The 14,072-nt window shown below is 60.7% G+C and carries 8 protein-coding genes and 1 tRNA gene; 7 read left to right on the top strand and 2 right to left on the bottom strand.

Translation table 11 applies throughout. The features are described from left to right. The first annotated feature begins 298 nt into the window (after positions 1 to 298). Positions 299 to 1,171, top strand: coding sequence for a ribokinase (locus SM765_RS12815; RefSeq protein ID WP_274838047.1), 873 nt, complete (start codon positions 299 to 301; stop codon positions 1,169 to 1,171). 305 nt (positions 1,172 to 1,476) lie between these two features. Then, entirely contained in the window at positions 1,477 to 3,660 is a 2,184-nt protein-coding gene (locus tag SM765_RS12810; RefSeq protein ID WP_274838048.1) for a methyl-accepting chemotaxis protein, read from the top strand. A gap of 111 nt (positions 3,661 to 3,771) precedes the next feature. Here SM765_RS12810 and SM765_RS12805 read toward each other — a convergent pair. Further along, a tRNA-Leu gene (locus tag SM765_RS12805) sits at positions 3,772 to 3,858 on the bottom strand. Positions 3,859 to 4,100: 242 nt separating this feature from the next. On the opposite strand from SM765_RS12805, the gene SM765_RS12800 reads away from it, so the two are divergent. Beyond that, positions 4,101 to 5,090, top strand: coding sequence for a complex I NDUFA9 subunit family protein (locus SM765_RS12800; protein WP_274838049.1), 990 nt, complete (start codon positions 4,101 to 4,103; stop codon positions 5,088 to 5,090). A gap of 100 nt (positions 5,091 to 5,190) precedes the next feature. On the opposite strand, the gene SM765_RS12795 is transcribed toward SM765_RS12800, so the two are convergent. Next, the gene (locus tag SM765_RS12795) at positions 5,191 to 5,994 is read right to left on the bottom strand and encodes an undecaprenyl-diphosphate phosphatase (protein ID WP_274838050.1); all 804 of its coding nucleotides are present in this window, start codon (positions 5,992 to 5,994) and stop codon (positions 5,191 to 5,193) included. 238 nt (positions 5,995 to 6,232) lie between these two features. Here SM765_RS12795 and SM765_RS12790 point away from each other — a divergent pair, with 238 nt between their 5' ends. From SM765_RS12790 to fzlA, 4 genes are all read left to right on the top strand, one after another. Continuing rightward, on the top strand, positions 6,233 to 7,672 hold the full coding sequence (locus tag SM765_RS12790) for an NAD(P)-dependent oxidoreductase (RefSeq protein WP_065271985.1): 1,440 nt from the start codon (positions 6,233 to 6,235) through the stop codon (positions 7,670 to 7,672). A 75-nt stretch (positions 7,673 to 7,747) separates the two neighbouring features. Continuing rightward, entirely contained in the window at positions 7,748 to 12,280 is a 4,533-nt protein-coding gene (gene gltB, locus SM765_RS12785; RefSeq protein WP_274838051.1) for a glutamate synthase large subunit, read from the top strand. A gap of 313 nt (positions 12,281 to 12,593) precedes the next feature. Continuing rightward, complete coding sequence (mtgA, locus tag SM765_RS12780) at positions 12,594 to 13,328, top strand: monofunctional biosynthetic peptidoglycan transglycosylase (RefSeq protein ID WP_065271983.1); 735 nt, start codon at positions 12,594 to 12,596, stop codon at positions 13,326 to 13,328. Between the two features lie 64 nt (positions 13,329 to 13,392). Next, the gene (gene fzlA, locus SM765_RS12775) at positions 13,393 to 14,058 is read left to right on the top strand and encodes an FtsZ-binding protein FzlA (RefSeq protein ID WP_065271982.1); all 666 of its coding nucleotides are present in this window, start codon (positions 13,393 to 13,395) and stop codon (positions 14,056 to 14,058) included. Positions 14,059 to 14,072: the final 14 nt, after the last annotated feature.

Below are 14,072 nucleotides of genomic sequence, written 5' to 3'. Positions count from 1 at the left end.
CCAACGCACTCCTGCTGGCCGAGGCGAATGCGAGTGTACTGACGTACTTTTACTCTCATAAACCTCTCCTCTTCTAAAGCACCAAGTCGGTCTTGGCCCACCGTGAAAGCAGGATGCTTTCGAAACCGGTTAAGTGGCAGGCGCAATCAGTAGTGGCTCAAAGAAGCGGTATCCCCAATATCCCGTATTGGGGCCTATTGGATCAACGCAAAATTTACCACTTATATACCAATTTTTCGGTTGACCGAGAAATATTCAGGGGTACTTAATTTTAAGTATCTGAAATAAGGAAGAAATTGTGGCGATCTGGAACCTGGGCTCGATCAACGCTGACATGGTCTACGCGCTGCCGCATCTTCCGGTGGCGGGTGAGACACTGGCGGCCTCGGGTCTGGACCAGTTTCTGGGCGGTAAGGGGGCCAATATGTCGGTCGCGGCCGCCCGGGCCGGCAGCCATGTCTGCCACATCGGTGCCGTTGGCCCGGATGGCAGATGGGCGGTGGACCGGTTGCTGGAATACGGCGTCGACACCCGCCACATTGCGCAGATTGATAGCCCTACAGGCCATGCCATTATCGCGGTGGATCAAAGCGGCGAAAACCAGATCATCCTGTTTCCCGGCGCCAACCACGCGATCAGCCCGGATCAGATCGGTCAGGCCCTGTCGGCTGCCTCTGCCGGGGATATTCTGGTGATGCAGAACGAAACCAACCTGCAGGTCGATGCAGCGCGGATGGGCCGTGATCTGGGGCTGCGCGTGGCCTATGCGGCAGCGCCTTTTGACGCGGCAGCGGTTGCAGCGGTCCTGCCGCATCTGGATCTGTTGTTCCTGAATGCGGTCGAGGCGCGCCAGTTGCAGGAGGCCACCGGCAAACCGCCCGAGGCGCTGGGCGTTGAAGATGTGATCGTTACCCTCGGGGCAGAGGGCGCGCGCCATTTCCATGGCACCACAGGCGCGGTGCAGGATATTCCAGCCTTGCCGGTCACCCCGGTCGATACCACCGGGGCAGGAGACACCTTTACCGGTTATGTCCTTTCCGGTCTGGATCGCGGAATGCCGATGGCGCAGGCCATGGCGCAAGCCTCCCGCGCGGCGGCCCTGATGGTGACTCGCCATGGCACCGCCGATGTCATTCCCGATCTGAAAGAGGTTCAGGACAGTCGGCTTTGATGCCTCCCCGGACCCGTACTGAGCCTACCGAACGGGTAGATTTCTAACGCCGGTCGATCCGGTTTCTCTTGTTATTCTCGGTGATTTAATCGGGCGATATTCTGGTCTGCTCATGCGCCCGGGATCCGTCCGCCCATGGTTCTGAAATCGTAACTTATTCGAATAAATGCTAAATATGGAGCCAAGGTTCAGGCGGCTTCTCAATACCCGTAGGTGCGAAAAGATCAACATGTCGTGATTTAAGTATGCAAATTCTTAAGCCTCTTCGCGCTAGGAAAAGACTCTGTTGATAGGAGTTTTTAACGATGTCCCTCAGAATGCGGATTGTTGTTGCGCTGTTGGTCAGTTCTTTGGTTGCGATCGCGATTGTCACTGTGCCTTTGTTCATGGGCCTGGGGACAGTCTCGGATGAGGGAACACTCCGCGAGCTGCGTCAGTTCGAGGCTCGTGTCAGTTCCGAGATCGAAGGGCGCCAGCGGCTCGCCCTGACCACGGCCCAGACCGTGGCTGCTATGTCGGACGTGCAGCGCGCCGTGGCAGAGCAGGACCGAGACACGCTTGACCGGATTTTTGCCCAAAACTTCAAAGGACTGGCAACGAGTGCCGGGATCGCTCAGTTCCAGTTTCACACTCCAGAGGCGCTGTCTCTGTTCCGGGTGCACAAGCCCGAGAAGTTTGGCGATGACCTATCCGGGTTCCGCCATTCCGTTGTAGCCGCGAACAAGACGCAGGCGCCAGTTTCGGGCCTTGAACGGGGACGCGCGGGCATCGGTATCCGCGGTATCGCCCCGATCAGCCATGATGGCAGCCACGTGGGTAGCGTTGAAATCGGCCTCAAATTCGACAGCGCGCTGGTCGAAAGCCTGACCGAAGGAGGCGATTCCGCGCTTGAAATCTACCTGTTGCCAGACAGCGATATCAGTTTGTTCTCCAGCACTGGCGAAGAGATCCGCCGACTGACCGGAAGTTACGACGGTCCCGCTCTTCTGGATGCGGCTGCCATTGCAGGTTTTGTGAAAGGCGAGGCGGCAGAGACGTCGGATTATGACCTTGGCGGCCATGCCTATGCGGGCAGCCCGTTTGAAATCCGTGACTTCTCCGGAAATCTGGTTGCCGTGGGCAATGCGCTTGTCCCCTTGGATGCGATCACGGCGATCACCAACACGATCCGCAACACCGGCATCGGCGCGGCCATCGTGGCGATGGTTCTGGCCGGCGCCATGGCGCTGGGTCTGGGGAAATGGCTGTGTGGTCTCCTGAACCGGATCAGCAACCGGATGATTTCCCTGTCTGAGGGCAATCTGAACATCGAGATGACAGGCCTTCCGGACAAAGGCGAAATCGGCGACATGGCCCGCAGTCTGGGCGTCTTCCATGCAGCCCTGGTCCGCCAGCGTGAGATGGAGCAGACTCAAAAGGCACATAGTGAAAATCAGGCCAAGGTCGTTGCCAGCCTCGGCGCGCGGCTGTCGGAACTCTCAAGCGGTGATCTGACAACCCGCATCTCCGACCGGTTCCCCGAGGATTACGAACAGTTGCGTCTGGATTTCAACCGGACCGTCGAAAATCTGAACGGCACAGTGACGAAAGTGGTGGAATCGGCCTCCAGCATCCGCAACGGCGCCGCCGAGATCAGCCAGTCTTCGGATGATCTGTCACACCGCACCGAGAGCCAGGCCGCGACGCTGGAAGAAACCGCTGCTGCGCTGGACGAGCTGACGGCGTCGGTCAAATCCGCTGCCGATGGCGCCCGCAGCGTTGAAAACATCATGAACGAGGCCAAGAAAGAGGCCGAGAACAGTGGCGTCGTGGTGCAAAGTGCAGTCTCGGCGATGACCGAGATCGAGCAATCCTCGACCCATATCGCCCAGATCATCAGTGTCATCGACGACATCGCTTTCCAGACCAACCTTCTGGCGCTGAACGCGGGGGTCGAGGCCGCCCGTGCAGGCGAAGCAGGCCGAGGCTTTGCCGTGGTTGCCTCCGAAGTGCGGGCTTTGGCGCAGCGGTCCTCGGATGCGGCGATGGAAATCAAGACGCTGATCGGCGATAGCTCAAGACAGGTGGAACGAGGTGTGGATCTGGTTGGCAAGGCCGGGGAGGCGCTGCAGAACATTGTCGAGCGGGTGAACCATATCTCTGGTCTGGTCACCGATATCGCCGAAGGCGCTGTGGAGCAATCGACGGGCCTTGGTGAGATCAACACCGGCGTGGTGCAGCTGGATCAGGTGACTCAGCAGAACGCCGCCATGGTGGAAGAGGCCACCGCAGCAGGGCACATGCTGAACAGTGACGCCACCAAGCTGGCCGAGCTGGTTGCTCATTTCAAAATCGCAGCCGGTGGTAATATCACGGCAATGCCCAACACCCCTGAAGCAGCGCCAAGCATGCCAACGGCCCATGGTGACGCGGACTGGGATTTCAGCGAGGCGACACCTGCCGTTGCCACGGATGGCAACGCCGCCATCGACAAGTGGCAGGATTTCTAAAGCAGGAAGCAGGGCTGAATATCAGTCTGAACTGAGGCAAGACATCATTCAAGGGCGCCCTGCGGGGCGTCTTTGACATCTGAAACTGTGGGGGGTTCCGACAAAGGATTATGGTGCCCAGGAGAGGACTCGAACCTCCACGTCCATACGGACACTAGCACCTGAAGCTAGCGCGTCTACCAATTCCGCCACCTGGGCAGGTGTCGTGCAGCGGCGTATACGCACCGGCGGCAGGAGCGTCAAACGGATTTTTGCATCGGGTGGCAATTTGCAGCCGGATTCCGGGCCCCGCGGCCGGGACCCCGTGAAGGCCGGGGCCTGTGGCGGCGGTAAAGCCAGCGATTTATCATGAAACTGTGGGTCCGGACACGATTTTGCGCCTTGTTTGAAACCCGCTGGCCCGGTAGATCGGGTCAAGAGCTAACTGCAGGAGCCAAAAGATGTCCAAACTGGTCACGATCTATGGCGGATCTGGTTTTGTCGGTCGATACATTGCGCGCCGGATGGCCAAGGAAGGCTGGCGGGTCCGGGTCGCCGTGCGCCGCCCGAACGAGGCGATGCATGTAAAACCCTACGGTGTCCCTGGTCAGGTTGAGCCTGTCTTCTGCAATATCCGCGACGATGCCTCTGTCGCGGCGGTAATGCAGGGCGCGGATGCGGTTGTGAACTGCGTCGGCGTTCTGAACGAGCTGGGCAAGAATACCTTTGATGCCGTCCAGGCCGAAGGCGCGGGCCGCATCGCCCGGATCGCTGCCGAACAGGGTGTCCAGCAGCTGGTACATATCTCTGCCCTTGGCGCCGATGCCGAAAGCGACAGCGACTATGCCCGCAGCAAGGCCGCAGGCGAAGCCGCCGTTCAGGAGGCTTTCCCGGCTGCAGTGATCCTGCGTCCCTCGATCATCTTTGGCACCGAAGATCAGTTCTTCAACCGCTTCGCCTCGATGACACGGCTGTCGCCTGTGCTGCCGATTGCCTGCGGCAAGACCCTGTTCCAGCCGGTCTATGTGGATGATGTGGCGCGCGCCGCCGTTGCCGGTGTGCTGGGCCAGGCCGAGCCGGGCATCTACGAGCTGGGCGGGCCGGAAGTGAAGAGCTTTGCCGCGCTGATGCAGGAGATGCTGTCGGTTATCCATCGCCGTCGTCTGGTGCTGTCGCTGCCGCGATTTGTTGCCGGTATCGTGGCTTTCGGGTTTGACATGCTTCAGGCCGCCAGCTTCCAGCTGATCGAGAACAAGGTGCTGACCCGCGACCAGCTGAAGAACCTGCGCCGCGACAATGTGGTATCTGAGGGCGCCAAAGGGTTCGCCGATCTGGGGATCGAGCCGGAACTGATGGGTCCGATCCTGCCGGATTACCTGTGGAAATTCCGCCCCTCCGGGCAATACGACGTGATGACCGCCTCGGCCCGCAACCTAAAGGGCGACGCCTGATCGCATTGGCGGCAGACCCCATAAAAGATCATGAAGCGCGGACCATCTGGTGCCGCGCTTTTTCTTTGATTGTTCTTTGTCTGATCGGTGCAGAGGGATCTCAGCTATAGGCGACGATCAGCAGCACAACGCCCAGAACCACCCGGTAGATCACATAGGGGGTGAAGCTGACCGATCTCAGCAACCTCATCATCAGGCTAAGGGCTGCAAGGGCCGAGACCAGCGCCAGCACGGCGGCGATGGCGGCGTCGCGCATCAGGGCGGTATTTGCCTCGACCGCGACTTCAGCCCCCAGCAGAACGCCCGAGGCGATAATGGTGGGGATCGACATCAGCATGGCAATCCGTGCGCCTTCGGTGCGGGTATAGCCCAACTGCCGGGCACCGGTGATGGTGATGCCGGACCGCGAGGTGCCGGGGATCAGCGCGATCATTTGCCACAACCCCATGATCAGCGCATCACGCATGCCCCAGTCTTGTGCAGATTTCAGGCTCGCGCCCTTCTGATCGGCGACATAAAGGACAATGCCAAAGATCAGCATGGTCCAGCCGATGACAGCGGTGGAGCGTAGCGCGTCGCTGAATCCGGTGAAATGCAGGGCGGCGCCGAACAGGACCGTGGGGATTGTTGCGACGATCAGCCCCAGCGCCAGTCGGGCACCTTCGGTGTCTACATGTCCGCAGGCCAGACGCGGCAACCCAATCAAGCCGGTGCGCACATCCTTCCAGAAATAGATCACCACGGCCGCCAGTGTGCCGACGTGAACGGCCACGTCGATCACCTGCCCCTGATCGTCCAGCCCGGTCAGCGCAGGCAGCAGAATCAGGTGCCCGGAGGAGGAAATCGGCAGGAATTCGGTGATGCCCTGAATGAGGGCGACCAGGACGAGTTGAAAGAGAGGCATGGCCGGGCGCTCCTGTATCGGACCGGAGGGGTCCTAAGCGGTCAATTTTCTTTAGTAAATTTGCGCCCGGATGGGAAGCGCAGCACTTAGGTCCGATCCGGATCTAAAATCACTGTACTTTTTTGCTCCAGCGGGTATCAGAAAGCGAGAACTGACAAAATAGGTCAGTACAGTTGACTTTTAATCCGCCGCGCTTCGATCTATGACGGCCGGAGCAAGCTAAAAATGGAGTCCCCCCGTGGCCAAGCAACCAATGCTCAAATTCGTGCAGATCGAACGCGACATGCCCGAGAAGCGGACCGCGGAAGCGCGCAAGGAAGATTTCGACGAAATCTATGCGGAGTTCGCCCAGGCGAAGGCAGAAGAGCAGGCCAGCCGCTGCAGCCAGTGTGGCGTGCCCTATTGCCAGTCCCATTGTCCGCTGCACAACAACATCCCCGACTGGCTGCGTCTGACCGCGACCGGCCGTCTGGAAGAAGCCTATGCCACCAGCCAGGCGACCAATACATTCCCGGAAATCTGCGGCCGCATCTGCCCGCAGGATCGCCTGTGCGAAGGCAACTGTGTCATCGAGCAATCCGGCCATGGCACGGTCACCATCGGCGCGGTGGAGAAATACATCACCGACACCGCCTGGGAAAACGGCTGGGTCAAACCCTTTGCACCGCTGCATGAGCGTAGCGAAAGCGTTGGCATCATCGGTGCCGGCCCCGGTGGTCTGGCGGCGGCGGACATGCTGCGCCGCGCGGGTGTGCAGGTCACGATCTATGACCGCTATGACCGGGCCGGCGGGCTGCTGACCTACGGCATTCCCGGCTTCAAGCTGGAAAAAGACGTGGTAATGCGCCGCAACAAACTGCTCGAAGACAGCGGCGTTACATTCGTGATGAACTGCAACGTGGGCGAGGACATCTCCTTTGCTGATCTCCGGGCCAAGCATGACGCGGTGATTATTGCCACCGGCGTCTATAAATCCCGCGATCTGGCCATGCCGGGCAGCGGCGCGGCAGGCATCGTCAAGGCGATCGACTTCCTGACCGTTTCCAACAAGCGCAGCTTTGGCGACACGGTTGCCGAATTCGACAGCGGCGAGCTGAATGCCGAAGGCAAGAAGGTCGTCGTGATCGGTGGTGGTGACACCGCGATGGACTGCGTGCGGACCTCGATCCGCGAAGGCGCGACATCGGTTAAATGCCTTTATCGCCGCGACCGTGCCAACATGCCCGGTTCGCAGCGTGAAGTGCAGAACGCCGAAGAAGAAGGCGTCGTCTTTGAATGGCTGTCGGCGCCCAAGGGATTTGCCGATGCGGATGGCAAGGTGACTGGCGTGATGGTGCAGAAAATGCGTCTGGGTGCCCCCGATGCCACCGGCCGTCAGGCTCCCGAGGTGATCGAAGGTGCCGACTATGTCGAAGAGGCCGATCTTGTGATCAAGGCGCTGGGCTTTGAACCCGAAGATCTGCCCACCCTCTGGGGCCAGCCCGAATTGCCGGTCACCCGCTGGGGCACCGTCAAGGCCGAATTCAAATCCGGCGCAACCGATCTGCCCGGCGTCTATGCCGTGGGCGATATCGTGCGCGGTGCGAGCCTGGTGGTCTGGGCCATCAAGGATGGCCGTGACTGTGCCGAGGCGATCCTGGAGCGGTTCAACGCAAAGGCAGCCGTCGCAGCTGAATAACCAAAGACTTCGGTCCCACGCGGATGCGCGCCCCTGAAACAGGCGAGGCGCCCCCGCCAGGCAAAGGAAAATGACATGACGAAATATGATGCAGAATGGGTCCGCGCCGAAGAAGCCAAGCGCAAGTGGATGGCAGAAAACGGTCTCTATTCCGAGGAAGAAGAGCATTCTTCCTGCGGTGTGGGTCTGGTCGTCTCGCAGGATGGCAGCGCCAGCCGCAAGGTGGTCGAAGCCGGTATCAACGCGCTGAAGGCGATCTGGCACCGCGGTGCGGTCGATGCCGATGGCAAGACCGGCGATGGTGCGGGCATCCACGTGCAGATCCCGGTTCCCTTCTTCTATGACCAGATCAAGCGCACCGGCCACGAGCCGCACACCGATCAGCTGATCGCGGTTGGTCAGGTCTTCCTGCCGCGTACCGATTTCGGGGCTCAGGAAACCTGCCGGACCATCGTGGAAACCGAAGTTCTGCGCATGGGCTATTACATCTATGGCTGGCGCCACGTGCCCGTCGATGTGACCTGCCTGGGTGAAAAGGCTAACGCCACCCGCCCCGAGATCGAGCAGATCCTGATCTCCAACTCCAAGGGCGTGGACGAAGACACCTTTGAGCGGGAACTCTACGTGATCCGTCGCCGGATTGAGAAAGCAGCCGCTGCTGCCGGGATTGGTGGTCTTTATATCGCGTCGCTGTCCTGCCGGTCGATCATCTACAAGGGCATGATGCTCGCCGAACAGGTTGCGGTTTTCTATCCCGACCTGATGGACGAACGCTTTGAATCTGCCTTTGCGATCTATCACCAGCGCTATTCCACCAATACCTTCCCGCAGTGGTGGCTGGCACAGCCGTTCCGCATGCTGGCCCACAATGGTGAGATCAACACGCTGAAGGGCAACGTCAACTGGATGAAGAGCCACGAGATCCGCATGGCCTCCTCCACCTTTGGCGACTATGCCGAGGACATCAAACCGATCATCGCGGGCGGGTCTTCCGACTCGGCGGCGCTGGATTCGGTGTTTGAGGTTCTGGTGCGCGCGGGCCGCTCCGCCCCCATGGCGAAAACCATGCTGGTACCCGAAAGCTGGTCGAAACAGGCGGTCGAACTGCCCGAAGCCTGGCGCGACATGTATTCCTACTGCAACTCCGTGATGGAGCCTTGGGATGGCCCGGCCGCGCTGGCAATGACCGATGGTCGCTGGGTCTGCGCCGGTCTGGATCGTAACGGCCTGCGCCCGATGCGCTATGTCGTCACTGGCGATGGTCTGGTGATCGCGGGGTCCGAAGCGGGCATGGTTCCGATCGACGAAGCCAACGTGGTGGAAAAGGGTGCGCTTGGCCCTGGTCAGATGCTGGCCGTGGACATGAAAAAGGGCAAGCTGTTCCACGACACCGAGATCAAGGACAAGCTGGCCGCCGCGCTGCCGTTCGGCGAGTGGGTTGAAAAGATCAACGATCTGGACGAGTCGCTTGCCACGGTGACGGAAAAGCCGCTGTTCCAGGGCGAAGAACTGCGCCGCCGCCAGATTGCTGCCGGTTACACCATCGAAGAACTGGAACAGATCCTTGCGCCGATGGCTGAGGACGGCAAGGAAACCCTCGCCTCGATGGGCGATGACACCCCGTCGGCGGTTCTCTCCAAGAAATACCGCCCGCTGTCGCATTTCTTCCGTCAGAACTTCAGCCAGGTGACCAACCCGCCGATCGATTCCCTGCGTGAATACCGGGTGATGTCGCTGAAAACGCGGTTCGGGAACCTCAAGAACGTTCTGGACGAGGACAGCAGCCAGACCGAGATCTTCGTTCTGGAAAGCCCCTTTGTCGGCAACGCCCAGTGGGACAAGCTGATGGAGAGCCTCAACGCGCCGCTGGTCGAGATCGACTGTACCTTCGTGGCAGGCAAAGGCTCGCTGAACGCGGCCCTCCAGCGCATTCGCGCCGAGGCCGAAGAGGCGGTGCGCTCCGGCTCTGGCCATATCGTTCTGACCGACCAGCATTCGAATGCGGATAAGGTTGCAATGCCGATGATCCTGGCGACCTCCGCCGTGCATTCGCATCTGACCCGCAAGGGTCTGCGGACCTTCTGTTCGCTGAACGTGCGTTCGGCCGAGTGTATCGACCCGCATTACTTTGCGGTGCTGATCGGTTGTGGCGCCACCGTGGTGAACGCATATCTGGCCGAGGATTCGCTGGCAGACCGTATCGAACGCGGCCTCTTGGACGGCAGCCTGACCGAAAACGTCAGCCGCTACCGCGAAGCCATCGATCAGGGCCTTTTGAAGATCATGGCCAAGATGGGCATCTCGGTGATCTCCTCTTACCGTGGCGGTCTCAACTTCGAGGCCGTAGGCCTGTCCCGCGCCATGTGCGCCGAATACTTCCCGGGTATGACCAGCCGGATTTCCGGCATCGGTGTGTCGGGTATCCAGGTCAAGGCCGAGGAAATCCACGGCACCGCATGGGCAGAACAGCAGAACGTTCTGCCGATTGGCGGCTTTTACAAGGCGCGTAAATCGGGTGAGACCCATGCCTGGGAAGCCAGCTCGATGCACATGCTGCAGATGGCCTGTAACAAGGCGTCCTACGAGATGTGGAAGCAGTATTCGGCCAAGATGCAAAGCAATCCGCCGATCCATCTGCGCGACCTTCTGGACATCAAGCCACTGGGCAAACCGGTGCCGCTGGAGGAAGTGGAAAGCATCACCGCGATCCGCAAACGCTTTGTGACGCCGGGTATGTCGCTGGGGGCGCTGTCGCCCGAGGCACACAAGACGCTGAACGTCGCGATGAACCGCATCGGCGCCAAATCGGACTCCGGTGAGGGGGGCGAGGATCCGGCACACTTTGTGCCCGAACCCAATGGCGACAACCCCTCGGCCAAGATCAAGCAGGTGGCTTCTGGCCGTTTCGGTGTCACCGCCGAATACCTGAACCAGTGTGAAGAGCTGGAGATCAAGGTCGCTCAAGGTGCCAAGCCGGGTGAAGGTGGTCAGCTGCCGGGGATGAAGGTTACCGACCTGATCGCCCGTCTGCGCCATTCGACCAAGGGCGTGACGCTGATTTCGCCGCCGCCGCACCACGACATCTACTCGATCGAGGATCTGGCGCAGCTGATCTATGACCTGAAACAGATCAACCCGCGCTGCAAGGTGACGGTGAAACTCGTGGCTTCCTCTGGTGTTGGCACCATTGCTGCTGGCGTTGCCAAGGCGAAGGCCGACATCATCCTGATCTCGGGCGCCAATGGCGGCACCGGTGCTTCGCCCGCGACCTCGATCAAATTCGCGGGTCTGCCCTGGGAAATGGGTCTGACCGAAGCGCATCAGGTGCTGGCGATGAACAACCTGCGGGGCCGCGTGACTCTGCGGACCGATGGTGGTCTGCGCACAGGTCGTGACATCGTCATGGCCGCGATGATGGGCGCCGAGGAATACGGCATCGGCACCGCCGCGCTGATCGCGATGGGCTGCATCATGGTGCGTCAGTGCCAGTCGAACACCTGCCCGGTGGGCGTCTGCACCCAGGACGAAAGCCTGCGTGACAAGTTCACCGGCAACGCCGACAAGGTGGTGAACCTCATCACCTTCTATGCGCAGGAAGTGCGGGAAATCCTCGCTTCCATCGGTGCGCGCAGCCTGGATGAAGTGGTTGGCCGTGCGGATCTGCTGGCGCAGGTCTCTCGCGGGTCGGCGCATCTCGATGATCTCGACCTCAACCCGCTGCTGATCACCGTCGATGGCTCTGCCAGCATCGTTTACAACCGCGACAAGGACCGCAATGCGGTGCCGGATACGCTGGATGCGGAAATCGTGCGCGATGCGGCGCGGTTCCTGCAGGATGGCGAAAAGATGCAGCTGTCCTATGCGGTGCAGAACACCCACCGCACCGTGGGCACCCGCACGTCGAGTCATATCGTGCGCAACTTCGGCATGCGCAATTCCTTCCAGCCCAACCACCTGACGGTGAAGCTGCAAGGCTCGGCCGGTCAGTCCCTGGGGGCCTTTGCGGCGCCGGGTCTGAAACTGGAAGTGTCCGGTGATGCCAACGACTATGTCGGCAAGGGCCTGTCGGGTGGCATGATCGTCGTGCGTCCTCCGATGGCCTCGCCGCTGGTGGCAAGCGACAACACCATCGTTGGCAACACCGTGCTTTATGGCGCTACGGACGGTTACCTGTTCGCAGCGGGCCGCGCGGGCGAGCGTTTCGGGGTCCGCAACTCGGGCGCCAAGGTGGTGATCGAGGGCTGCGGCTCCAACGGTTGTGAATATATGACCGGCGGCGTTGCGGTGATCCTGGGTTCGATCGGCGCCAACTTTGGTGCCGGCATGACCGGGGGTATGGCCTATCTCTATGACCCCGAGGGCAAGGCCGAGACCATGATGAACATGGAATCGCTGGTTACCTGCCCGGTCACCGTGACGCATTGGGAAGCGCAGCTGAAAGGCCTGATCGAGCGTCATCTTGAGGAAACCGGAAGCCGCAAGGCCGCGGAGATCCTGCAACACTGGGACATCGAGAAGGGTAATTTCCTGCAGGTTTGCCCCAAGGAAATGCTGAACAAGCTGACGCATCCGATCTCGGAAGAGCAGGCTGCCGTTCCCGCCGAATAAGCCGAACGAAAACAACGCTATCAAATTGTCCCGCAGGCGACCCGCCTGCGGGGCTTTTTCTTTTTGGGGGAGTGTTTCTCCGAGTCACCCGAGCAGCAAGCCCCGGCGCCTACATCGCCTGACCCCTGCCTGTCCCGGGACAGGACCGGTTCAAGCACAATGGCGGTTTCCCCGCCTGCGGCGCGGAGCCTCCGCAATTCTGCCTGAGCCGTCCCTTTGTCCCGTGCCCGTTTTGGGCATGCGATGAGGGCTCCGGAGCAGCAGGCGGATTTCACGGTGGCAGCCACGGGTGGCTCTGCCGTATAGAGGGGGTATGGCTAAGGCAGCGAAGAAAAAGCCGGGCCCGCGCAGTGCGTCTCTGCTGCGCCGGATGACCTGGCCCTTGAGGTGGGTGCGCAAATGGGTTCTTAGAGCCTTTTTTGCGGCTGCCCTGCTGGCTGTGGCGTTGGTGGCGCTCTATTCGGTGGTGAACCCGCCGATCACCCATACGATCTGGAGCGAACAGCGCAGGCTGGGTGAGGTGGATCGGGAATGGGTCCCGTTTGACCATATCGCGCCGGTCATGGCGCGCTCCGTGGTGGCGGCGGAAGATGCGCGGTATTGCCAGCATTGGGGTATTGATGTCACCGCGATCCGTGCGGCACTGGCTGAGGGCGGTCAGCGTGGCGGGTCGACGATTTCCCAACAGGTGGTGAAGAACGTATTCCTCTGGCAGGGACGCAGCTGGATCCGCAAGGCGCTGGAAACACTGATGACCCCGCTGGTCGAGGCGATCTGGAGCAAGCGGCGCATTCTGGAGGTCTATCTGAACGTCGCAGAGATGGACGAAGGCGTCTTTGGCGTCGAGGCGGCGGCGCGGCAGTATTTCGGCGTCGGTCCGGATGCTTTGTCCGCGCGTCAGGCGGCGCTGATCGCGGCGGTGCTGCCGGATCCCAAGGGTAGATCGGCGTCGCGGCCGTCAAAATTCGTCCGTCAACGGGCGGCGCAGATCCGGGATGGGGCGGCCACCATCCGCGCAGATGGACGATCAGCCTGTTTCGAGGATTGAAACTTTTGCCACAAGCGGGCATTGCTGGTTCTATCCCGCACGCTTCAGGAGACTCCACCCGCCAATGGCACGCCTGTATCATGTCCCGCTCTCACCGTTTTGTCGCAAGGTCCGCTTGTCACTGGCGGAAAAGAAGATCGAGGTCGAACTGGTCGAAGAACGCTATTGGGAGAAAGATCCCGATTTCCTGCGGCGCAACCCGGCGGCCAAGGTTCCGGTGGTACGTCTTGATGGCAAGATGATGTCGGAAAGCGCGGCGATCTGCGAATACTTGGAGGAAAGCCGCCCCGAGCCGTCGCTGATGCCCTCTGATCCCGATGGCCGCTATGAGGTGCGCCGTCTGGTCAGCTGGTTCGATGACAAGTTCCACCACGAGGTGACCTCGAAACTGCTCTATGAGCGGGTCAACAAGAAGGTCACCGGCGAAGGCTATCCTGACAGCCGCAACGTCAAGGCTGGCGCCCGGGCGATCAAGTATCACCTGGATTACATGGCCTGGCTGCTGGACCACCGGCGCTGGCTGGCGGGGGACAGCATGACGCTGGCGGATTTTGCTGCCGCCGCGCATCTGTCATCGCTCGATTATATCTCCGATGTGGATTGGAACCGCTCTGCCGCCGTGAAGGATTGGTATGCCAAGATCAAGTCGCGCCCGGCATTCCGGTCGATCCTGGCTGATCAGATCCCCGGCTTCCGGCCGCCGCCGCATTATGCCGACCTCGATTTTTGATCTGCGCCTGCCGG

Origin of the sequence: Pseudophaeobacter sp. 1A09344, from assembly GCF_041008745.1 — a bacterium.
GTDB classification, from domain to species: Bacteria; Pseudomonadota; Alphaproteobacteria; order Rhodobacterales; family Rhodobacteraceae; genus Phycobacter; species Phycobacter gallaeciensis_A.
The sequence above is the reverse complement of the archived record's forward strand: the minus strand, read 5'-3'. Positions and strand labels throughout refer to the sequence as shown.